The sequence below is a fragment of the Paraburkholderia hiiakae genome, from assembly GCF_904848665.1.
Taxonomy (GTDB): domain Bacteria; phylum Pseudomonadota; class Gammaproteobacteria; order Burkholderiales; family Burkholderiaceae; genus Paraburkholderia; species Paraburkholderia hiiakae.
The window spans coordinates 116,025-138,543 of the sequence record NZ_CAJHCQ010000018.1; the positions used below are offsets into that span (position 1 = coordinate 116,025).

General features: G+C 64.8%; 18 protein-coding genes. 7 read left to right on the top strand and 11 right to left on the bottom strand.

Annotated elements, in window-relative coordinates; all coding sequences use genetic code 11:
* Positions 1-77: 77 nt before the first annotated feature.
* On the top strand, positions 78-425 hold the full coding sequence (locus JMY28_RS28620; protein WP_201699272.1) for a BON domain-containing protein: 348 nt from the start codon (positions 78-80) through the stop codon (positions 423-425).
* A 104-nt stretch (positions 426-529) separates the two neighbouring features.
* Here JMY28_RS28620 and JMY28_RS28625 read toward each other — a convergent pair whose 3' ends face one another.
* Positions 530-1,579 (bottom strand): aldo/keto reductase, encoded by a 1,050-nt coding sequence (locus JMY28_RS28625; RefSeq protein ID WP_201699273.1) that lies wholly within the window; start codon positions 1,577-1,579, stop codon positions 530-532.
* 173 nt (positions 1,580-1,752) lie between these two features.
* On the opposite strand from JMY28_RS28625, the gene JMY28_RS28630 reads away from it, so the two are divergent.
* A complete protein-coding gene (locus JMY28_RS28630; protein WP_201699274.1) occupies positions 1,753-6,357 on the top strand; it encodes a DEAD/DEAH box helicase in 4,605 nt (1,534 codons plus the stop codon).
* A gap of 34 nt (positions 6,358-6,391) precedes the next feature.
* Here JMY28_RS28630 and JMY28_RS28635 read toward each other — a convergent pair whose 3' ends face one another.
* Complete coding sequence (locus JMY28_RS28635; protein WP_201699275.1) at positions 6,392-8,941, bottom strand: heavy metal translocating P-type ATPase; 2,550 nt, start codon at positions 8,939-8,941, stop codon at positions 6,392-6,394.
* 82 nt (positions 8,942-9,023) lie between these two features.
* Here JMY28_RS28635 and JMY28_RS28640 point away from each other — a divergent pair, with 82 nt between their 5' ends.
* Positions 9,024-9,509: a Cd(II)/Pb(II)-responsive transcriptional regulator gene (locus JMY28_RS28640; RefSeq protein WP_201699276.1), complete on the top strand. Its 486-nt coding sequence runs from the start codon at positions 9,024-9,026 to the stop codon at positions 9,507-9,509.
* Between the two features lie 4 nt (positions 9,510-9,513).
* Here the strand turns inward: JMY28_RS28640 and JMY28_RS28645 are convergent, their stop codons facing one another.
* On the bottom strand, positions 9,514-10,974 hold the full coding sequence (locus tag JMY28_RS28645; protein ID WP_201699277.1) for a M20 family metallopeptidase: 1,461 nt from the start codon (positions 10,972-10,974) through the stop codon (positions 9,514-9,516).
* 172 nt (positions 10,975-11,146) lie between these two features.
* Here JMY28_RS28645 and JMY28_RS28650 point away from each other — a divergent pair, with 172 nt between their 5' ends.
* Entirely contained in the window at positions 11,147-11,467 is a 321-nt protein-coding gene (locus JMY28_RS28650) for a superinfection immunity protein (RefSeq protein ID WP_201699278.1), read from the top strand.
* A 173-nt stretch (positions 11,468-11,640) separates the two neighbouring features.
* Positions 11,641-12,273 (top strand): LysE family translocator, encoded by a 633-nt coding sequence (locus tag JMY28_RS28655; RefSeq protein ID WP_201699279.1) that lies wholly within the window; start codon positions 11,641-11,643, stop codon positions 12,271-12,273.
* Positions 12,274-12,372: 99 nt separating this feature from the next.
* On the opposite strand, the gene JMY28_RS28660 is transcribed toward JMY28_RS28655, so the two are convergent.
* The 8 genes from JMY28_RS28660 to JMY28_RS28695 form a co-directional block, all read right to left on the bottom strand.
* A complete protein-coding gene (locus JMY28_RS28660) occupies positions 12,373-12,660 on the bottom strand; it encodes a YodC family protein (protein ID WP_201699280.1) in 288 nt (95 codons plus the stop codon).
* 620 nt (positions 12,661-13,280) lie between these two features.
* Complete coding sequence (locus tag JMY28_RS28665; protein WP_201699281.1) at positions 13,281-13,847, bottom strand: carboxymuconolactone decarboxylase family protein; 567 nt, start codon at positions 13,845-13,847, stop codon at positions 13,281-13,283.
* 130 nt (positions 13,848-13,977) lie between these two features.
* Positions 13,978-15,324 (bottom strand): aspartate aminotransferase family protein, encoded by a 1,347-nt coding sequence (locus JMY28_RS28670; RefSeq protein ID WP_201699282.1) that lies wholly within the window; start codon positions 15,322-15,324, stop codon positions 13,978-13,980.
* A gap of 27 nt (positions 15,325-15,351) precedes the next feature.
* On the bottom strand, positions 15,352-16,416 hold the full coding sequence (locus tag JMY28_RS28675; RefSeq protein WP_201699283.1) for a C45 family autoproteolytic acyltransferase/hydolase: 1,065 nt from the start codon (positions 16,414-16,416) through the stop codon (positions 15,352-15,354).
* A gap of 199 nt (positions 16,417-16,615) precedes the next feature.
* The gene (locus tag JMY28_RS28680; protein ID WP_201699284.1) at positions 16,616-17,476 is read right to left on the bottom strand and encodes a MurR/RpiR family transcriptional regulator; all 861 of its coding nucleotides are present in this window, start codon (positions 17,474-17,476) and stop codon (positions 16,616-16,618) included.
* Positions 17,477-17,590: 114 nt separating this feature from the next.
* Positions 17,591-18,106 (bottom strand): gamma-glutamylcyclotransferase family protein, encoded by a 516-nt coding sequence (locus JMY28_RS28685; protein WP_201699285.1) that lies wholly within the window; start codon positions 18,104-18,106, stop codon positions 17,591-17,593.
* A gap of 871 nt (positions 18,107-18,977) precedes the next feature.
* Complete coding sequence (locus JMY28_RS28690) at positions 18,978-19,619, bottom strand: DUF429 domain-containing protein (protein ID WP_201699286.1); 642 nt, start codon at positions 19,617-19,619, stop codon at positions 18,978-18,980.
* Between the two features lie 71 nt (positions 19,620-19,690).
* A complete protein-coding gene (locus tag JMY28_RS28695) occupies positions 19,691-20,455 on the bottom strand; it encodes an H-NS family nucleoid-associated regulatory protein (protein WP_201699287.1) in 765 nt (254 codons plus the stop codon).
* A gap of 191 nt (positions 20,456-20,646) precedes the next feature.
* Here JMY28_RS28695 and JMY28_RS39090 point away from each other — a divergent pair, with 191 nt between their 5' ends.
* Together JMY28_RS39090 and dinB are read left to right on the top strand one after the other, a co-directional pair.
* Positions 20,647-20,865 carry a hypothetical protein gene (locus tag JMY28_RS39090; RefSeq protein ID WP_236597090.1) on the top strand — a complete coding sequence of 73 codons (219 nt, stop codon included), beginning with the start codon at positions 20,647-20,649 and terminating at the stop codon, positions 20,863-20,865.
* Between the two features lie 474 nt (positions 20,866-21,339).
* On the top strand, positions 21,340-22,500 hold the full coding sequence (gene dinB, locus JMY28_RS28700) for a DNA polymerase IV (protein ID WP_268960674.1): 1,161 nt from the start codon (positions 21,340-21,342) through the stop codon (positions 22,498-22,500).
* Positions 22,501-22,519: the final 19 nt, after the last annotated feature.

The following is a 22,519-nucleotide window of genomic DNA, read 5'->3' on the forward strand; positions in this document are numbered from 1 at the left end:
GCGCTGCGCGAGGATGGACGCGGCGAGGCACGCACCTTGCGAGGGAAGCCGTGACCACAACCAGAAAGGGAGTAGCCATGAAGCGCATCCTGATGCTCAAGACCGCGGCCAGCGCCGCCTGCATGACGTTCGCACTGATGGCCGGTGCGCAGACCACGACGAACAGCACTGCGCCTTCGGGCAGTTCGGAATCCGTTGGCCAGCACGTTGACGACACAACCATCACGACCAAGGTCAAGGCCGAACTTCTCGGCGCAAAGAATGTGAAGTCCGAGCACATCCACGTTAAGACCCGTAAGGGCGTGGTTTCGCTCACCGGCACTGTGCCGAGCGCCGAAGACCGCGACAACGCCAAGGAGGTCGTGGAAGGCGTCTCGGGTGTGACCTCGGTGAAGAACCACCTGAAGGTCTCGGCGGCGGGCTAGTCGCCCTGATAAGCCCTGATAGACAGTAATATCGAGGTCGTTTCAAGCTAGATCGCGCCGGCGGCCTCCACCGCCGGCGCTTCTCATTCCGGCTTCTGCCTGCTTCACTCTTCCTGGCGCGATTGCCTGAGCTGCGCGCGCCGTTGCTCGCCCTGGCGCGCGAGCATCCATCCCGGATACTCCGCGGCCAATCCGCTCGCCTCGCCAAGCACCCCTAGCTCTTCGACACTGAGCTTCACTTTCGTCGCGGCGATGTTGTCGTCGAGCTGATCGACGCGTTTCGCGCCGATGATCACCGATGTCACCGCCCTCTGATGCAGCAGCCACGCGAGCGCGATCTGCGCGACTGAGACGCCCTTGGCCTGCGCAATCGGCCGCATCGCGTCCACGCAGTCCCATGCGCGCTCGCGGTTCACGGGCGGAAAATCGAAAGTCGTGCGCCGGCTACCCGCCTCTCCTTGCTGGTCGCGCCCGTACTTGCCGCTCAAGAGTCCGCCCGCGAGCGGACTCCAGACCATCAGCCCGAGGCCCTCGCTTTCGAGCATTGGCACGAGTTCGCGTTCGAGATCGCGCCCCGCAATCGTGTAGTAGGCCTGCAGCGACTCGAAGCGCGCGAGCCCTTCGCGCTGCGCAATCCCGAGCGCCTTCACGATTTGCCAGGCCGCCCAGTTCGAGACGCCGGCGTAGCGCACGTGCCCCTGCTGCACGAGCGCATCGAGCGCGCGCACCGTCTCCTCGATAGGCGTCACGGGATCGAAGGCATGAATCTGGTAGAGGTCGATGTGGTCGAGCTGCAGGCGCTTCAGACTCGCTTTCACGCCATTCATGATGTGGTAGCGCGTGGCGCCGCGCTCGTTCGGCGACGAGCCCATTTCGCCGAACACTTTGGTCGCGATCACCACCTGCTCGCGCGCAACCTTGAGGTTCTTGAGCGCCTGACCGGTGATCTCCTCGGAGACGCCCTGCGAGTAGACGTCGGCGGTATCGATGAAATTGACGCCTGCGTCTAGCGCGCGGCCAACGAGACGTTCGGCGTCGGACTGCTGAAGATCGCCGATCTGGTTCCAGATGCCGGCGCCCCCGCCGAAGGTCATCGTGCCGAGGCAGAGCTCTGAAACGAACAGGCCGGTGCGGCCCAGTGTGTTGTAACGCATGAAGTGACTCCGTCGTGGGTCGAGGGAAAGTCCAACGCGGCGAGGATACTGCGTTCGCGCTACGCTTGCCGAACGTCGGCCCGGACCCTCCCCGCCTCTCTCCCGCCAGGCAGGCACGCACGAAAGCTGCGAGACTGGCGGACGTGCAATGCTGCCATCCTGCCGCCATCCGCATGACAACATCTTCGCCCGCATCCGATCCGCACGCGCTTGAAGCTGCCGCCAATCAGCACGACGAAGGCGACGGCGACGTGCTTGCGCGCTTTCATCCGGCGGTGGCCGGCTGGTTTCGGCGCAGTTTCGACGCGCCGACCGCCGCGCAACGCGCCGCATGGCCGCTCATCGCGAACCGGCGCGCGACGCTGGTGGCGGCCCCAACGGGCTCGGGCAAAACGCTCACCGCCTTTCTCGCGGCACTCGACGAGCTCGTGCGTGAAGGCCTCGCCAACGGCGGCGCGCTGCCCGACACGACGCTCGTCGTCTACGTTTCGCCGCTCAAGGCGCTCTCCAACGACATCCGGCTCAATCTCGAACGGCCGCTCGAAGGTATCGCAACGGAACTCGCGCGCCTCGGCTTGCCGCCGGTCGAAATCCGCACCGCGGTGCGCACCGGCGACACGCCTCAGCCCGAGCGCGCGGCGCTCAGAAAACGCGCGCCACATATTCTCGTGACGACGCCCGAATCGCTTTATGTGCTGCTCGGCTCCGAGTCGGGCCGCCGCATGCTGGCGAGCGCGCGCAGTGTGATCGTCGACGAAATTCACGCGCTCGCGGGCAACAAGCGTGGCTGCCATCTCGCGCTGAGTCTCGAGCGGCTCGACGCGTTGTGCGGCTCGCGCCTGCTGCGCATCGGGCTTTCGGCCACGCAAAAGCCGATCGACACCGTCGCGCGCTTTCTGGTGGGGATGGGCGAGGCGGCGCAAGATCCGAACGCCAACCCGCCCGCCTGCGAGATCGTCGACGTGGGCCATACGCGCAAGCGCGACCTCGCGATAGAAATCCCCCCCGTGCCGCTCGAAGCCGTGATGGCGAACGACGTGTGGGAGCGCGTGTACGACCGCATGGCCGAACTCGTCGCCATGCACCGCACCACGCTCGTGTTCGTCAACACGCGCCGCATGGCCGAACGCGTGGCGCGCCATCTCACCGACCGTCTGGGCGCCGAAGCCGTAGCCGCGCACCACGGCAGCCTCGCGCGCGAGCATCGTTTTCTCGCTGAGCAGCGGCTAAAGAGCGGCGACCTGCGCGTGCTCGTCGCAACGGCGTCGCTCGAACTGGGCATCGATATCGGCGACGTCGATCTCGTGTGCCAGATCGGCTCGCCGCGCTCGATCGCGGCCTTCCTCCAGCGCGTGGGGCGCTCAGGGCACCAGGTTGGCGGCGTGCCGAAGGGGCGGCTCTTTCCCACTTCGCGCGACGACTTGATCGAATGTGCGGCGCTGCTGGACAGCGTGCGGCGCGGCGAACTCGATCGCCTCGCGCTGCCGCATGCGCCGCTCGACGTGCTCGCGCAGCAGATCGTCGCCGAAGTGGCCTGCGAAGCATGGGAAGAAGACGCGCTCTACGCGCTCGTACGGCGCGCGACGCCGTGGGCCGCGCTCGAACGCACGCAGTTCGACGCCGTGCTGCGCATGCTCGCCGAGGGCTACACGAGCCGTCACGGGCCGCGCGCCGCTTATCTGCATCGCGACGTGGTGAGCCACACGCTGCGCGCACGGCGCGGCGCGCGGCTCGTCGCGCTCACGTCGGGCGGCACGATTCCCGACAACGCCGACTACTCCGTGCTGCTGGAGCCGCAGGGCGTGCAGATTGGCACCGTCAACGAGGACTTCGCCGTCGAAAGCCTTGCGGGCGACGTGTTCCAGCTCGGCAACGCCTCGTACCGGATCCTGCGCATCGAAGCGGGCCGCGTGCGTGTGGAAGACGCCCAAGGTCAGCCGCCCAACATCCCGTTCTGGCTGGGCGAGGCGCCGGGCCGCAGCGACGAGCTTTCGTTCGCGATTTCGCGGCTGCGCAAGCAGGTGGAAGCGGCGCTGATCGATGCGAGTGCAAACGCCAGCGCGAATGCGGCAGACGATGCCGCGTCGCCCGCCATAGTCGATCGCGCCACGGCTGCGCTCGCCGCGTCGCTCGGAATCGACGACGCCGCGGCGCGCCAGATCGTCGAATATCTCGCGCGCGCCCGGGCGGCGCTCACGGTACTGCCCACGCAGGACACGCTCGTCATGGAGCGCTTTTTCGACGAGGCGGGCGGCACACAGCTCGTGATCCACACGCCGTTCGGCAGCCGCCTCAATCGCGCGTGGGGCCTCGCACTGCGCAAGCGTTTTTGCCGCCAGTTCAACTTCGAACTGCAGGCCGCCGCGACCGAGGACGCCATCATCCTTTCGCTCACCGGCGCGCACAGCTTCGCCCTGGACGAGGTGTGGCGCTACCTCCATTCGAATTCCGCGGAGCATCTGCTCGTGCAGGCGCTGCTCGACGCGCCACTCTTCGGCGTGCGCTGGCGCTGGAACGCGACGACGTCACTCGCGCTACCGCGCCAGACCAGCGGCCGCAAGACGCCGCCGCAGATCCAGCGCATGCGCAGCGAGGACCTGCTCGCAGCCGTGTTCCCCGACCAGGTGGCGTGCGTCGAGAACATCGCGGGCGAGCGCGAAGTGCCGCGTCATCCGCTAGTCGACCAGACGCTCGACGACTGCCTGCACGATGCTATGGATACCGAAGCATGGATCGCCCTGCTGCGCCGCATCGAGGCGAGCGAGGTGAAGCTCGTCGTGCGCGAGTTGCCCGCGCCCTCGCCGCTCGCTGCCGAGATCCTCACCGCGCGCCCCTATGCCTTCCTCGACGACGCCCCGATCGAGGAACGCCGCACGCAGGCCGTGCTGTCGCGCCGCTGGAGCGACCCCGAATCCACCGACGATCTTGGCGCGCTGGACCCCGAAGCCATTGCGAGCGTGCGCGAAGAAGCGTGGCCCCAAGTGCGCGACGCCGACGAAATGCACGACGCACTCACGAGCCTCGGCGCGCTGGCCGAAAGCGAAGCCCAGCAGGAGCCGCAGTGGCACGCATGGCTCGCCGATCTGGCAGCGGCGGGCCGCGCCACGCGGCTGCCGGTCGCGGAATGCGACGCGCTGTGGGTGGGCATCGAGCGGCTCGCGTGCGTGCAGGCCATTTACCCACAGGCAAAGTGCGAACCGCAACTCACGCCGCCGCCTGAATACGCGGATGCGTGGACCGAGGACGCGGCGCTCGTCGAAATCGTGCGCGCGCGCCTGTCGGGCTTCGGGCCGCTCACGGTCGCGCAGGTGGCGCGGCCGCTCGCGCTGGAGGCGAGCGTGGCGGCGCTCGCGCTCACGCGCCTCGAAGCCGAAGGCACCGCGATGCGCGGACGCTTCACGCAGCAAGCGATGAGCGGCGGCCACGAGGAATGGTGCGAGCGCCATCTGCTCGCGCGCATCCATCGCTACACGGTGCGCAAGCTCCGGCGCGAAATCGAGCCGGTCGAGCGTCACGACTTCATGCGCTTTCTGTTCGAATGGCAACGCGTTGCGCCCGGCACGCGCGGCTCGGGCCGCGACGCGCTAGCCGCCGTGCTCGACCAGCTCGAAGGCTGGGAAGCCTCGGCGCTCGCGTGGGAAGACGAAATCCTGCCGGCGCGCATCGACGACTACACGCCCATGCTGCTCGACGAGCTGTGCCGCTCGGGGCGTCTCGCCTGGGCCAGGCTGCCCGCGCGCGCGGCGTCCGCAACGACCGTGCGCAGCACGCCGGTCGTGCTGCTCGCGCGCCGCGAACTCACGCGCTGGATGGCGCTCGTCGAAACGCCCGACACTGCGGGACTGTCGGCGCGCGCGCAGCGTGTGTACGAGGCTCTGCTGCGGCACGGCGCGATGTTCTTCGACGAACTCGCCGCCGACGCGCATCTGCTCGGCGTCGAGCTGGAAAACGCGCTTGGCGAACTGGTGGCGGCTGGCCTCGTGAATGCGGACAGCTTTGCGGGACTGCGCGCGCTCGTGAAACCGGCGGCGCAGCGCAGCGCGCATCACGGCAGACGCCGGCCGCGCGGCTTCGGGCCGCTCGCGGGCGGCATGGCCGACGCGGGGCGCTGGGCGACGCTGCGGCGCGTACAGTTGGCCAATGCAGCCGATGCGCCGGCTGATCCGCGTGTGGATACGGACGATGCGCAGGCGCTCGCCACGGCGGAGTCGACTACGTTGGATGCGCGTGTTGTGGCAGGTACGCGAGCGCAGGCGCTTGTACGCGCAAGGCACACGAGCGCCAGCACGTCGCGCCGCCCACCCGCCGACCCGCAACTGCTGGAGCACGTCTCCAATGTGCTACTGCGCCGTTACGGCGTGGTCAGCTGGCATCTGCTCGGACGCGAGGCGGCGTGGCTACCGCCCTGGCGCGATCTGCTGCGCGTGTTGCATCGCATGGAAGCGCGCGGCGAGGTGCGCGGCGGCCGCTTTGTCACCGGGATTTCGGGCGAGCAGTTCGCGCTGCCCGAAGCCGTGGCGCTGCTGCGCGACGTGCGGCGGCGCGGATCGACACAAGGAGAAGGCGGCGCGCTCGTCTGCGTGAGCGCCGCCGATCCGCTCAATCTCCTCGGCACGCTGCTGCCCGGCGAGAAAGTGCCGGCGCTCGCCGGCAACCGCATCGTGTTCCGCGACGGCGTGCCGGCCGCGACCCTGATTGCCGGCCGCTTTGGCTTTCTCGGCGAGTTCGACGAGAGCACGCGCGCCGAACTACGCGCGCGCCTCGCCAAGCCGTGGTGAGGCGCGCCTGGTATGCGCCGGGCGGGCTTGGCTGTTAGTTGCGTTGCGCCGTCAACGCAGAAGGCTTCGTCATGTTGCGCGTGGCGTCGAAATGCCGACGCACGCGCAGGCCGTTCGCGACGACGAGCAGGCTCGCGCCCACGTCGGCGAACACGGCCATCCAGAGCGTGGCCTCGCCGGCCATCGCGAGCACGAGAAACACAGCCTTGATGCCGAGCGCAAGCGCGATGTTCTGCGTGAGCACGGCCGCGGTTTTGCGCGACAGGCCAATGAACGCCGCGATCTTGCGCGGATCGTCGTCCATGATCGCGACATCGGCGGTCTCGAGCGCAGTCGCGGTGCCAGCCGCGCCCATCGCGAAGCCGATGTCGGCGCGCGCGAGCGCGGGCGCGTCGTTCACGCCGTCGCCGACCATCGCCGCCATGCCGTACTGCTGTGAGAGCGCGGCGATCGCATCCTGCTTGTCCTGCGGCATCAGATTGCCGCGTGCGTCGTCAATGCCGAGTTGATCGGCAATCGCGCGTGCGGTCGACACGTTGTCGCCGGTCAGCATGACGGGCGTCACGCCGAGCGCGCGCAAGGCCTGCACGGCCGGGGCGCTTTCTGCGCGCAGTGCGTCGGCCACGGCGAACACGGCAACCGCCTCCTGCGGCGCGCACAGCACGATCGCCGTCTTGCCCGCGTGCTCCAGCGTCGCCAGTTGCGCTTCGAGTTCGGGCGAGCACAAACCAAGCTCCTCCACCAGACGATGATTGCCGAGGCTCCAGAGCGCGCCGTCGATGCGGCCTTGCACGCCGCGACCGTTTAGCACCGCGAACTGATCGACCGCGAGCAGGCGCGCATCCGGCGCACGCGCCCGCCAGCCTTCGACTACCGCACGCGCGACGGGGTGCGTGCTCGCATCGTCCAGGCTCGCCGCGATGCGCAGTGCTTCTTCGGTAGAAAGCCGAGCTTCGCCGGACGCCTCTGCGGTGACCAGCGCCCGAACCGGCGCCGCGAGCGCATCGGTCAGGACAGGCTCGCCACGCGTGAGGGTGCCGGTCTTGTCGAGCGCGACCGCCTTCAGCAGCCGGCCGCGTTCGAGCCACACGCCGCCCTTCACGAGCATGCCGTGGCGCGCGGCGGCGGCGAGGCCGCTCACGATCGTTACCGGCGTCGAGACAACGAGCGCGCACGGGCAGGCAATCACGAGCAGGACGAGCGCCTTGTAGAGCCACGCGCTCCACGCGCCGCCGAACACGAGCGGCCCGGCAAGCGCGATGACCACGGCGAGCACGACCACGGCCGGCGTGTAGTAGCGCGCGAACTGGTCGACGAAACGCTGCGTGGGCGCGCGTTGTGCCTGCGCTTCCTGCACCGCCGCGGCGATGCGCGCGAGCGTGCTGTCCTGCGCGGCCGCGCTGACGACCGCCTCGACCACACCATCGACGACGATGCTGCCCGCGTAGAGCGCCGCGCCCGTCTCCTTGTCGACCGGCAGGCTTTCGCCCGTGATCGGCGCCTGATCGAGCGCGGCACGGCCGGCGACCATGCGTGCGTCGAGCGGCACGCGCTGGCCGGTCCGCACGCGAATGCGGCTGCCGACAGCCACTTCGCCCACCGCGTACTCGCGCCATTCGCCCCGCTCAGGTACGCCATCGCCGGCTTGCCAGACCTCGGCGGTTTCGGGCGCGAGCGCGGTGAGCGCGCGGATCGCCTGACGGGCGCGTTCGAGCGAAAGCGCTTCGATTTCCTCCGCGAGGGCGAACAGGAAGACCACCATCGCCGCTTCGGGCCACTTGCCGATCGCAACGGCGCCGATCAACGCGAGCGACATCAGGAAGTAGATGTTGATCGTGAAATTGCGCAGCGCGATCCAGCCCTTGCGCAGCGTGGGCAAACCCGCGCACAGGATGGAGATGACCGCGCAAGCGAGTACGAGCAGGCTGGTTTCCTTGCCGGTGCTCCAGGCGAGCACCTCAGCGCCCGCGGCTGCCACGCCGCTCACCGCCAGCAGCAGCTTCTGGCGCAGCGCCAGGCCGATAGACGCAGGCGGTGCGGCTTGCGCGGACGCGTTATCGTCGAGTTCGCGCGGCGCCATGTCGAGTGCACGCAGCGCGGCTACGACAGGCTGCGTATCGTCGAGCTGATGATGCACGGTCAGTTCTCGCGCGAGCAGGTCGAAGTCGAGGCGCACGACGCCCGGCATGGGCTCGAGCCGGTTGCGGATGAGGCGCTCCTCGGTCGGGCAATCCATGTTTTCGATACGCCAGCGCGCGCGGCGCGTGCCTTCGGGCGCCGGGGCTGCGCGGCGCGCGCTTCGCGGCGGCACGCCGTCGTGACAGCAGGCTTGCCCATGCGTGTGCCCCTTCGGCCCGGCGCCGGATTGGGACTCGGCTGCGTGCGCGCTACCGCAGGACTGACCGTGGTCGTGTTGATGCGCCTGGCTGTGGTCGTGCTCATGCTCGTGGTCGTGCTTGTGCTCGTGGCCGCCGCACGCGCCAACCGCGCCGCCAGACCCGTGAGCGCCGCACACGGCCCCTTCCTCATCACGCGCGCGCAGGCGCTGCGCAATGCCGAGCCGCGACAGGTAGCTCTGGTTCATAGCCGGTTTCTCGCAAAAGTGACACAATCATTGAACAGCCTGTAGCCACTACAGGGTCAAGTCATTTGGGAGAGCCGCGACCATGCGAATCGGTGAACTGGCGCGTTTTGCGCACTGCGATGTCGAGACAGTGCGCTTTTACGAGCGCGAGGGCCTGCTGGACGAGCCCGCGCGCGAAACCAACGGATACCGCAGCTACACGGCCGTGCACGCCGCGCAACTCAACTTCATCCGCCATTGCCGGTCACTGGGCATCGGGCTCACGGACATCCGCATGCTGCGTCGCTTCCAGGCCGACCCGAGCCAGCCCTGCGACGAAGTCAACGAGTTGATCGACAGCCAGATCGAGCGCATTCATCAGCAAATCGAATCGATGCGCGTACTCGAGCAGCAATTGCGCACGCTGCGCGAGAGCTGCCATGCCCACCAGAGCAGCAGCGCCGAGTGCGGGATCATGAAGAGTCTCGAACAGCCCATGGACGACGAGAACTGCTCATGCCATGGCGACGGGCACGTTACGGAAGACGCACCGCCTGCCAACGGCGCGCCCGCCGTTCACCGCCACTGAAAACTCAAGGTGCTGCGGCGATCACTTCAGCCACCGTGGCCGTGAGTTTCTTCGCATAGGGCACATGCAGGAACTCGTTCGGCCCGTGCGCGTTGGACTTCGGGCCGAGTACGCCGCACACCATGAATTGCGACTTGGGAAACCCTGCCTGCAGCACGTTCATGAGCGGAATCGTGCCGCCCTGGCCGAGATACGCGCAATCCGCGCCGAAATGAGTGCGCGATGCGGCGTTGAGCGCTTCGGTAAGCCACGGGGCGAGTTCCGGCGCACTCCAGCCGTTGGCCGCGCCCGCGTCCGGCTTGAAGGTGACCTTGGCGTTATACGGCGGATCGAGTTCGAGCAACGCCTTCAGTTCGGCCACGGCCTTCGAAGCCTCGACTAGCGGAGGCAAACGCAGCGAGAGCTTGAACGCCGTGCGCGGCCGCAGCACGTTGCCGGCGTCGGCGAGTGCGGGCAGGCCTGCCGCGCCCGTGACCGAAAGCGACGGCCGCCACGTGGAATCGAGCAGCGCCTGCTGCGGGTCCGTGGTGGTAGGCAGCACGCGCCGGCCGTCCTGGCCGCATGCCCAAGGCATGCTCTTCCAGACGTTTTCGCCAAGGATCTTCGCCGTGGCCTCGGCTTCGCTCAAGCGCTGCGAGGGAATCGCGCAATGGAATCCCTTGGGCAGCAGCGTGCCGCTCGCGGCATCTTCCAGACGCTCGAAGAGTTGCCGCATCACGCGGAAGCTCGAAGGCGCAATTCCACCGTAAGAGCCCGAGTGAATACCCTCCTCGAGCACTTCGACTTCCAGGTCGCCCGCCACGAGCCCGCGCAGTGACGTGGTGAGCCATAGCTGATCGTAGTTGCCCGCGCCCGAATCGAGACAAACAACGAGACCGACGTTGCCGAGCCGCTCGCGCAGCGCATCGACATAAGGCAGCAAGTCATAGCTGCCCGACTCCTCGCACGTTTCGATGAGGCCCACGCAGCGCGGCCGCTCGATGCCTTGCGCGTCGAGCGCGGCGAGCGCCGTGACGCTCGCGTAGATCGCGTAGCCGTCGTCAGCACCGCCGCGGCCATAGAGGCGGCCGTCTTCTAGCTTCGGCGTCCAGGGGCCGAGGTCGTTGCGCCAGCCGGCGAATTCCGGCTGTTTGTCGAGGTGGCCGTAGAGCACGACCGTCTCGCTGCTGCCCGAACGCGTGGCGGGCGCCTCGAAGAAAATCACCGGCGTGCGGCCCGGCAGGCGCACGATCTCCAGCTTCAGGCCACGCACCGGCTGCTGCTCCGCCCATTTCGCGGCCTCCTGCACGACGCGCTCGAGATAGCCGTGCTGTGCCCACTGCGGGTCGAACGCCGGACTCTTGGCGGGCACCGCGATGTAGTCGGTCAACGCGGGCACGATCTCGTCATGCCATTTACGTTCTACGAAGACACGCAATGCGTCGTGGTCGAGTTGGCGGGTTGCCTCGGACGGGTCGGAGATCATGGTGTCGGTTCCCTGCGATGAAAAACCCGATGATAGACCCGAACCCCCGCCCGCCGACACCCCCTCGTACCCAGCGTTGGCCATTCGGTCAAGGCATGGCGTGCGCTCAGGTCCAATCCGCGCGACAATGATGAATCAGGCATATTCCGCCCTTTTTTCTGGAGAATGAAATATGGTGAGCCGTTCCGTCTTCGAGATCGTCGTTCTCGCAGCGGTGGTCGCGCTCTACTTTCTCCCCGCGCTGATCGCCGACAGGCGCCAGCGTCACGACCTGCTGGTCATCGCGGTCTTCAACGCCGTGCTCGGCTGGACGTTGCTCGGCTGGCTGCTGGCGCTCTTCTGGGCGCTTCAACCGAATCCGCCGAAGGATCTCGGCGGGCAGACCAAGGTTCGCAGCCGCCGGCTGGGCATGCTGCTCTTCTCGCGCCGGCTCGACGATCGGGTCCACGCACGCAAATCGGGCACCGCTGACCAAAAGCGCTCCCCGCATTGAGGTTTATCCGTTTGGCCAACGTTGCAGGCCATGGCGAGCACACGCCGCCCTCGCATGGAATAATCACCAGGAATCAAGCTGCTTTGGCCGCGCCGTTTTGAGCGCGCACAGGCCAGTACCCGCTGCTCACGTCACCCTGACACCCAGCCCTACACCCAACACGGAGCCCCGTCATGCCACACGCCGCCCCGCTGCTCGCCTTTGCCGCCGTCGCGCTCGGCATGGCGCTCACGCCCGGACCCAACATGATCTATCTGATCTCGCGCTCGATCTGCCAGGGCCGCAAGGCAGGCCTGATCTCACTGGGCGGGGTCGCGCTCGGTTTCGTGTTCTACATGGTGTGCGCCGCATTCGGCATTACCGCGTTGCTGATGGCCGTGCCATTCGCCTACGACGCGCTGCGCCTGGGCGGCGCGCTCTATCTGTTCTGGCTCGCATGGCAGGCGCTCAAACCGGGCGGCCGCTCGCCGTTCCAGGTGCGCGAACTGCCCGCCGACCGCCCACGCAAGCTCTTTCTGATGGGGTTCGTCACGAATCTGCTGAACCCGAAAATTGCCATTCTGTATTTGTCGCTGCTGCCGCAATTCATCGACCCGCATCACGGCAGCGTGCTCGCACAGTCCATCGTGCTCGGCAGCGTGCAGATCGCGCTTTCGATCAGCGTGAACGCAGTTGTTGCGATGACGGCGGGTACGATTGCAACGTTTCTCGGCGACCGGCCGGGCTGGCTCAAGCTTCAGCGCTGGCTCATGGGCACGGTGCTGGCCGGGCTCGCCGTGCGTATCGCCGCCGAGGGCCAGCGATAAAGCAAACGGCCGGGCACATTTGGCCCGGCCGCATTTTCATACGTGTTTGGCACGTCTGCGGCGCGCTTGCGCGCCCACAGGTCTGTCTGGGTCTGCGCTTCAGATCCCGCCGATGGCCCTTCCGCCAGCCGGACTGCGCATTTTCACAAATGCCGCGGGAATCGAGCGGGGTTCGATTTGCACCATGTCCTGGGCGAACATGTCCTGGCGCAGTTCGCCGTGCTCGTCGAACCACTGGCAGATCAGCCAGTGACCGCTGGCAAAGCCAACCGGGCCGGCGTACATGACGGTCATGCGCGGACCGCCAGATTTCAGGGTGACAACGTCGCCAATTCCGGCCATGGCAGCGAGCGGCTTTTCGGCTACGTCGATGGTCGTATCAAGCATGATGTTCCCCGTTAAAAAGTCGCACAGAGAAAAAAACCGGTGGATTAGCACCCCGGCTCCCCACCGCCCTTTCGATAATGAGAATGAGGCGGTCATTAATAAGTTTTGCAAGACTAGCAACTCGAATTAACGCGTGCAAGCGATTTTCATAACACCTGCTGGAAACCCTGTTATTCGACGCATGGCGAAACCACCGTTTAATCCTGCCCTGCACAATTTACGGGGAAAGTCGTGCACGCCTGGCAAAAGCTACCGGACAAGGTTCCCCCACCAAACAGTCATATTATTTCACGCTCGCCAATGGAAAATGACGCGCTGCAGCTGCAATAAATATGGCAAGGCAGCAACCGTATTAACCATTAGGGCCGTAAAACGGCAGCCCTGGTGGCGCGAGTGGAAACGTTTTCTGTATCAATAAACCGCTCGTTCGATTAATTCCTCTACGCCAGACGCGAACTTCGCGGCCGCGAGCGAATCCTCACGCTTTAGCTGTGGGATTTCAAAGATTATGCGGTTGAAATACGGTTGTCACTTAAATGGAATTGCAGTGCAGTGCAAAAAAAACCCATCCGGCAAAACCGGATGGGGCGGTGCGTGTCCAGGGCACGGTCAGGCCGCGCTTATTCCGCGAACGGCAGCGTCGTCTGGCCCTCAGCGCGCATGCCGAAGACGTTGAGTGTCATCGCGACGAGCGCGTAGTAGCCAAGCAGCCCCACCAGGTTGATCGTGGTTTCGTGACCAAAGCGCTCGACGGCACGCGCGTAAGTCGCATCGGAAACGCGCTTCGCGTCGTACAGCTCAGTCGTGAATGCGTAGATCAGCGCGTCATCGGGCTCGTCGAACTGCGGCGTGGCGCCCGTGCGGATTTGCTCGGCCAGCGCCTCGGGCACGCCCGCCTTCAGCGCGATGGGATAGTGGATGTACCACTCGGCCTGCGCCTGCCAGCGCGCGGCCGTGACGAGAATCGCCAGTTCCGAGTGGTGTAGTGACAGGCCAGTCTGGTAGCGGCAGAACGCGCCCAGGCGCTGCGCATGCTGCGCCAGTTCCGGGCTGTGGATCCAGCCGAGGAAGGGCCCGTTGAGGTTGCCCCGAGGACCGGAAAGGATCTCGTCGAGCACGGCCTTCTGCTCTGGCAACGCCTGTGCAGCGTCGAACGCGGGAAGCCGTGAGAGTGGGGTTTGCGTCATCGTTGGACTCCGTTGGAGGTCATGGCCGTTCGCGCGCGACCGTTTGCAGCCGCCGCGGCTGCGGTCGCCGCGATCGCGGTCGGTGTGAGCGGCGGACAGTTAGTTGCACATCGATCACTGACGGCGAAGCTTACGCCGGGCGCGCCACACCCGTCGCGTCGAGCGCACCGTCGAGCGCGGCGGTAAGCCGCTCTACGATGGCGTCGATGTTCTGCTCGGTGCAAATGAACGGCGGCGCAAGCAGCACATGATCGCCGTTGCGGCCGTCCACGGTGCCGCCCATCGGGTAGACCATCAGGCCGCGCGCGAACGCTTCGCGCTTGATCGCCGCGTGCAGCTTGAGCGCCGGGTCGAAGCTCGCTTTCGTGGTGCGGTCCTTCACCAGCTCGACACCCACGAACAAGCCGCGGCCGCGCACGTCGCCCACGTACGGATGGTCCGCATAACGCTCGCGCAGACGCGCGCGCAGTTGCTCGCCGCGGGCGAGCACGTTGTCGAGCAGCTTTTCCTCGGCGATCACGCGCTGCACTTCGAGCGCCGCCGCGCACGCCGTGGCGTGGCCGAGATAGGTGTGGCCGTGCTGGAAGTAGCCGCTGCCGCCCACGATCGTCTCGTAGATCCGCTGGCTCACGAGCGTCGCGCCGATCGGCTGGTAGCCCGCGCCCAGGCCCTTCGCGATCGTCAGCAGGTCCGGCGAAACGCCGTCTTCTTCGCAGGCAAACAGATATCCGGTGCGACCCATGCCCGACATGATCTCGTCGAGGATCAGCAGCACGCCGAAGCGGTCGCACACCGCGCGGATCTTGCGGAAGTACTCGCGCACGGGCGGCACTGCGCCGGCCGTTGCGCCGACCACAGTCTCCGCGACGAAGGCCGCGACCGTGTCCGGACCGAGTTCGAGAATCTTCTGTTCGAGTTCGTCGGCGAGGCGCTGCGCGTAGGCCTCGTCGGTTTCGCCCTCGTGGCGTTCGCGGTATGCGTAGCACGGGCTCACATGATGCGATTCGATCAGGATCGGCAGGAACGGCTCGCGGCGCCAAGCATTGCCGCCTATCGCGAGCGCGCCGAGTGTGTTGCCGTGGTAGCTCTGGCGGCGCGCGATGAAGTGGCGGCGCGCAAGCTCCCCCTTCTCCACGAAGTACTGGCGCGCGAGCTTGAGCGCGGCCTCGATCGCCTCCGAACCGCCCGACACGAAGTACACATGGTCTAGCCCCTTGGGCGCGGCGGCGATGAGGTGATCGGCCAGCTGCTCCGATGCCTCGGTCGTGAAAAACGAGGTGTGCGCGTACGGCAGTTGCTGCGCCTGGCGCTTGATCGCCTCGATCACGCGCGGGTTGCTGTGGCCGAGGCACGAGACGGCGGCACCGCCGCTCGCGTCGATGTAGCGCTTGCCAGTGGAATCGATGATCTCGATGCCTTCGCCCGCCACCGCGACGGGTAAGGTTTGCTTCGGCATCCGATGAAACACCTTGGTCATATGTGTCCTCGATGAGTCCGTGAATGATTAACGGGTCGCGCCGCCGGCATGGCGCGCGTTCGAATCGATAAAGAGGTCGAGCACGCGCTCGCCGCCCTGCCAGACGTCGAACGCCACGCCGTGCGGTTCGACGCGCATGCAGGCAGTGGCGAGCGTGTTTTCGTCGTCCGGGTCGTGCGGGTCGTCGCGGAAAATCGGCAGGCCAGCGCCCGCGCGATCCTGCAGTACCTGCACGAAGGCCGCGCCGTCGGGCTGCGCGCCAAGCGCGGGCAACAGTTCGGCGAGGCGGAGCTGGCGATCGCGCGACGATTCGGTGACGATCTGCGACTCACGCTCGCAGCCCGTGTGAATGAGGTGATTCGCGTGGCCCGAGGGCGTGCTCACTTCGCGCGCCGAAGCGCGCTGCGCGGTCGCTTCGACGCTATACACACGCACCTCGCCCGCTTCGTCCGTGCCGCCGATCGTGTGGTGAAAGCCGCTCGCTCGCGGCGTGTCACGCAGCAGCGCGAGCGCGTCTCCCAGCGTCACGCAATCGAGCACAGCGCGCGCGAGAATCATGCGCGGCACGCCCACGTGCGGCTCGCGAATGCGCACGTTGTTGATCGCTTGCGCAAGTCCCGCGCGCGTGGCCGCGAAGGTATGCCCCGGCAGCGAGCCCGGGTAGTAAAAGCTCACGAAACCGGGCTTTCCTTCGGGTTCGACCTCGACCACACTGCATCGGCCATGCAGCCAGGGGTCGCCGTCTTCGTTGTGCGCAATGAGGCCCGCGGCAGGCGTGCGCGCCGCAAGCGTCGTGCAGCCGTCCGGCGCGCTATGGATCAGCTCGCCGCGGCAATTCCAGAGGAACAGGTCGTCTGCGGACCAGTCCAGCGCCTGCGCCATGGCGTCGATTTCCGCGACATAGGCCGGGAAATGCTGTGCGGCTGCGGCGCGCAACTGCTGCGCGAACACACTGCCGCGCCAGCGGCTCACCGCCTGCCAGGCGCCGCTTTGCGCCATGTAGTCGGCAAAGATTGGCTTCACGTGTGCGCCGAGTTGCCGCCCGACCGCCTCGGGCGAGCCGGCCACGCGGAAAGTCTTCAGTTCCTGCATCGGTTTTCTCACTTCGCTACCGCGATGGGGCTTCGTATAGTGCTTTTTATACGCCTCAGCAACATATGTTGTCAATGTAAATATATACCGCAACAAATGAGATAAAGACGGATAAAACAAAGCCGGATGCCGCTTTGCAACAGCATCTTCCAGCGGGAGAACAAGCGTGAAATGTCTCGGAAATGCCGAGGCGGCGCGCTCAGGGCACGTAAGCGCCGCGTGCGTTCAGCGAACGCTCGGCCTGTTCGAGTTGCGCGATCGCGCCCGAGCCTTCGAGCGCCAGCAGATGAGCGACGAGCGACTCGGCCAGCGCCGTCGCCGCCACGAGCGAAGGGAAAAACGACGGGCTTTCGTGCGTGAAGATCAGCGCCTTGTCGGCGTTCAGCGCGATGGGCGAGACGGCACTGTCGGTAATCGCGATCAGGCGGCCGCCCTTGGCAAGCGCGGCCTCCGCCACACGCACCGCCTCGACCGAGTACGGTGCGAAGCTGACAACAATCGTTGCACTGTCGCGCTCGATGCCGAGCAACTGCATCTCCAGCGTGCCCGCCTCACCGCCCAGCAGGGAAACGGAAGGCCGGAACAGGCGGTAACCGTAGACGAGCCCGAACGCCACCGCATAGCACGAGCGGAAGCCCGCCACGTGCACATGTTTCGCGCGGCGCAATACACGCGCCGCCTCGACCATCGAGCGTGTGTTGTGCGCCGCGCTCGCCTCCAGATTGTGCTGTTGCGCCACGAGCAAGTCGCGCGCAAGGCCGTCCTTCGCGTTGCCCGCCACGAGAGAGCGAGCCCGCGAGGAAAGCGGCTCCGGCCGTGTGCGCACCCGCGCGACGAACAGGTCCCGCAGCTCATTCCAGCCCGGAAAGCCCAGTTGCTGGGACAGTCGCACGAGCGAGGCGGGCTGCACGTTGGCGCGCTCGGCCACCTTCCGCATGGACGAGACGGCCACTTCGTCGGGATGGTCGAGCAGAAAGGCAGCGCCGGTCTGGAACTGCGGGCTCAAGTCGGAGAAACGCGCGCGGATCAGCGCGGCGAGTTGGTCGAAACTGTCTGGCATGCGTCGCTCGGGCAGTGGGTGACAACAAATGTTACCACTCGTGTTGCCAGATGTTGCAAGTCGGGACAGATTGGTGGGTGGCAAAGGAATTTTGTCGAGTCGGCCGCGGCCTGATCAAGTAGCCGAGTAAGCCCGAAGCTCCGTCTCAGTTCGAGCCGGATCAGGGTCGTCGATTGAGACAACCGCTTCGATCGCTCGCACATAGTCTCCAGGCAAGTTCGCCTCTCTTGCACCCACCAATACATGCTGCTTGTACCAGTGGTATGGCAGAAGACCCGGTTGCTTTTTCGTGGCGACGTAGGTCAGCGCATATACGCCGCCAATCGCGGTATCAACCCGGACACTCAAAGGCTCGTAGCCCTTACCCGCTCCCTCGAATGTGTCGAGCGTCTCCCGTTCGCTATGCACCACCGAAAAAATGACGCCGTAGACTCTGTCACCAACGTTTCCGGTGTGCTCACAATCGCATTTACCGGAGCCGTCCTTTTTGCTCAATTTATCGAACGCGAGTTTGTAGCCTGTCACGAACCCCGTGGTGACCACCCTCGCTGACGGCAGCCTCGCGGCGAGGCGACGTACCGACATGTTGGAGCCGTAAGCGAAATAGGAAAATTCGTTGCTCGAGTTCATTGCTGTTATTGCCCTTGTGACAACTGCAGCTCAACAGGAAGACACGCGCGCCCCATCGCGAGTCACAAAAATATTCGGAAGCGCTACCAAGCGTACTCTCTCCATCAATTGATGGATGTGAAGTTCACCTGGCTCCAATATAGTTGACTGACATAACCCCTCATCTCGTCTCGGGAGTCGGCAAGCCCCTTCTCCGGTTCCGAACAAGTTTCCTTTGTTTCTAGTCCATCGGCAAAGCCATGTCACTCCGTTTCCTCTTCATCGCTCTCGTGGCGACCTGGGCTGCAGGTTGCTCGCGCGCACCGTGGACCGGTCCAGAGACTCCGACGATCACATGGTCCATCGTCGACCATACGACAGGAAAGTCGAAGAACTATGACTCAGTAGATTCGTGGGCTACGATTGATGGCGCTGACTCATTCGACGTAAACATGCTTGTCACCGATTCCGGAGGCGCCGGGATCGTCAGTGTCACGGCCTACATTCTGAATGTGCAGTGCGGGTACATCCTTCCAGTGGGACATAACGCGAGGCAGGTCACCTACACCACCGTCCCACAGGGCGGCACGGTCTACGCGTCAATAGCTGGAACGTCCAATAACGTCGAGGGGCAAACCCAGACAGGGCTCATCATGTCATTCAATAGCTCGGAAGGAGGCGCCACACAGCTTTGCCCCACAACTTACCCAAACGTCGCAGCAGCGGGGCAAGTGTTGTCAGGGCAGGTTCAGGTAGTAGGGACTGCTGCCGACTACCGCCAGCCTTCCTTGTGGACCACCAGCACGGTGTCCATCAATTTCAATCCGGTCCGTTCAGCTCCGAAATGAGTTGGCACTAGGGTGCGAGGATGCACACGCCGCATTCATCGGAGTCACGTGGTTAAGGGGAGCGGAATCGGGACATGGATGTAGCCACCTTCCACGTCACCGTACGCATAAGTCTGTCCTTCGATCAGGTATCTCGCGGTCAGCGCACACAGAGCGGCATCGAAGTCGTCGATCGATTCCAATCCTGAGGTGTCGATCTTCGCGCTTTCTAGTACCTTGGGGCGTTGCCAGCGCTTCTCCTTCGCAGACGTTCCATCCCTGTCCCGGAGCGCACAGGTCACGGCATGGGGAAACGTTTCAAAGCTCACGCGCCCGCCATGGAAATAGCGGGATGTCAGCAACGGCCAGGCGGAAGAAAAGACCTGGTAAATCTCCTCTCCGTTGAACATCCACCGGTAGAAGCCACTCGGGTTCTCATCTGCCCGCTTTCGAGTTGGCGTGGCAAAGGAAAAGATGCGTTGACGCGCGAGTTCCCTTTCCGCAAGTCGCCCTACGCCTTCAACGCCCCATCGGCAAGGAGCGTCTATCCCAACGGCCTGAACGCCGTACTCAAGGCACGCTTGCAGCATCTGCTGCGGCGTTTTCGTATCCGGAGGCCGGAAAGCTCGACTGCCTTCCAGAATGACTAGATGGCAGCCCTTCTTGTCCGCGCCCACATCAATGCCAGCAACCGTGCATGTGTTCAAGCGGTCCCCGCCACGACCAGGAAGCGCTAAACCGGGCTGGAAGCACGCTTGCGCAGCCCGGCGTGTGTCACTTAAGCTGCGGCGGCCGTGCCCGCAACTTCTGTAGCCACCTGAGGCGCGGCAACTTCGACAGGCGCCGCCGACTTCACCGCGGGCTTCGGCGCACGGACTTTTCGCACGACAGGTGACTTCGGTGCCGCGCCGTTCTTCGGAGCAGCTTTGCGTGCCGGCGCCGCCGCCTTCGCAGATACCTTCCTGGCACCCGCCTTCCTGGTTGCCGTGTTCTTTTTTGCAGGGGCCTTGTTCGCTGCCGGCGCCTTGGCCGGCTTCGCCGCAGGCTCAGCCTTTTCAATCAAAAACTTCGACCGGTCCTTCGCGCCTGCGAGCCATGCCGGTGCGGTACCACGACCGGACCACGTCGCGCCGGTTTTCGGGTCACGATATTTCGGCGGCTGCGGTCCACGCACGTAGTTACCTGCCTTAGGCGTTTTCACAGCAGCAACCGATTTCGGTGCCCCGCCTGCAATCAGGAACTTGCTTCGGTCCTTTGCTTTTGCAATCCACGCGGGAGCACGACCATGGCCGGTCCAGGTCGCGCCAGTTTTGGGATCGAGATACTTCGCAGCCGACGAGCCCTCTTTCGCCGCAACGGTCGTTCCCGGTTTGCGTCCGCGCCGCTTGCCGACGAACGATTCAATATCGGCGAGAGTCACGGCATGCTTGTCCATCAAGCCGCGAATCTTGTCGAGTACCGCCGTTGACTTCGTTGTCGCCAACGATTCTGCTTGAGCCTGTAGCTTTGCGATTCGTGCCTGAATTGATTGGAGCGTAGCCATTCGTGTTTTTTCCTTTGATAAGATAGTTTTTCCCACTATGCCACATCGGACGACGAATACAACGTTTGGTGTCGAATTACTTTGCGCTCGGCTGTGAGAAACATTACTGTCTATTTCTGACCAGCTCGCAACGCAGCGTCCGAATCAGGCTGGTGAGTAAATTGGGTACAGCATCCGCGTTTGGACAATATATGGAAAGAGAGATATACAAGGGATACGTTTTGTGGGGCCACGCTATCGCGCAGCAGGCGGAGATCCTTACGCCTGAACGCTATGCCGGGAGCGGCACCGTGACCCGCGACAACAAACTCATCGACGCTTCAGGCGTTCTGGATTTGTTTAATTCTGAGGACGCTGCGCAGGAGGCAGGACTTGCTTGGGCACGCGCGTGGGTAGACAGCAACGGATAGCGCCGCAGCAAACGACCTTGGGAATTTCGCTGTCCATAGCGCAAATCCGGTTGGACGGGAGACTAATCGCGAACTGCTTTCTCGCTATCTAGTCTTTTGAACTGAAGCCGCGCCGATAGCTGCGCAACAATAAAAGACACACTCGTGCTTAGCGCTCTTCTCCCCTCCACTTCAATCCATCCCGTTCTTACGCGTTATGCGAAATTTGTTGCGCGCGCGAATTGATCATAGAAATCCCCCCGTTGGCACGACACAACTACGATCTTTTCCCAGTGAAAGAAGTTCGCGGCACGGCCAGGAGCATGCGGTAGAATACTGTGCAAACATACAGTACTTTGAGCGATGTCAGTACATGGCTTGACGAGCTTCCAACCGTGAACCTCGACTGGAAAAAACAGATGAACATTCGTGCAGGCACTGCGTTCCGGCGCAAACGCTCAAGGGCCGCCCGGGCAATTCCACAGTAGTTTTAACGTGACAAACCACCGGCCACGCCGCATTGCGCATCTCGACATGGACGCTTTTTACGCGTCTGTCGAACTGCTGCGCTACCCCGAATTGCGCGGCAAACCCGTCGTGATCGGCGGCGGACGCAATGCGGCACCAGAAGTCCTACCCGACGGCACGCGCCGCTTTGCCCGACTCCGCGACTATGTGGGCCGCGGTGTGGTCACGACTTCGACCTACGAAGCACGCGCCCTCGGCGTTTTCTCCGCGATGGGCATGATGAAGGCCGCACAGCTTGCACCCGATGCCATTCTCCTGCCCACGGACTTTGATTCGTACCGGCGCTATTCGCGCCAATTCAAGGACGCGGTGCGCTCGTTCACGGACCAGATCGAAGACCGGGGCATCGACGAGATCTACATCGACCTCACGGACATTGACGGCGAATCGAGCGAACTCGGAAACCGAATCAAGACGGCAGTGCACGAGGCGACCAGCCTCACTTGCTCTATCGCCATCGCACCGAACAAACTGCTCGCAAAAATCGGCTCGGAGCTGGACAAACCGAACGGTCTCACGATACTCACGATGGACGACCTCGAGTCGCGCATCTGGCCGCTCCCGGCAAAGAAAGTGAATGGAATCGGCCCGCGTGCAAGCGACCGCCTGGCGAGCATCGGGATCGGAACGGTCGGTGAGCTGGCCTCGGCGGACCTCGGGCTATTGCAGGAGCACTTCGGGGGTACGTACGCCGCCTGGCTGGCCAGAATCGCGCGAGGCCTCGACGATCGCGCCGTCGTGGTTTCCTCCGAGCCAAAGTCCATGAGCCGGGAAACGACGTTCGAGCGTGATATGCATGTGGTTCGCGATCGCGCGATCCTGACGCCGGCGCTGACCCGTCTTTGCGAACGGGTCACCGAGGATCTTCAGCGCAAAGGCTACCGTGGCCGAACCGTAGGCCTGAAAATCAAGTTCGCCGACTTCAAGATCGTCACTCGCGACCTCTCGCTCCCGGAACCGGTGGCGGATGCGGTGGCTATCCGGCGAGCCGTCGGCGAATGCCTGAAGCGCGTGTCGCTGGATCGGAGGATCCGCCTCATAGGCGTACGCATTGGCTCTCTCGAACTCGCCACGGTTACAGCATCTGCCACGGTGCCGACGCAAGGCGAGTTGCCTTTCGACCGCTGACGTTCAATCGATCCGAAAC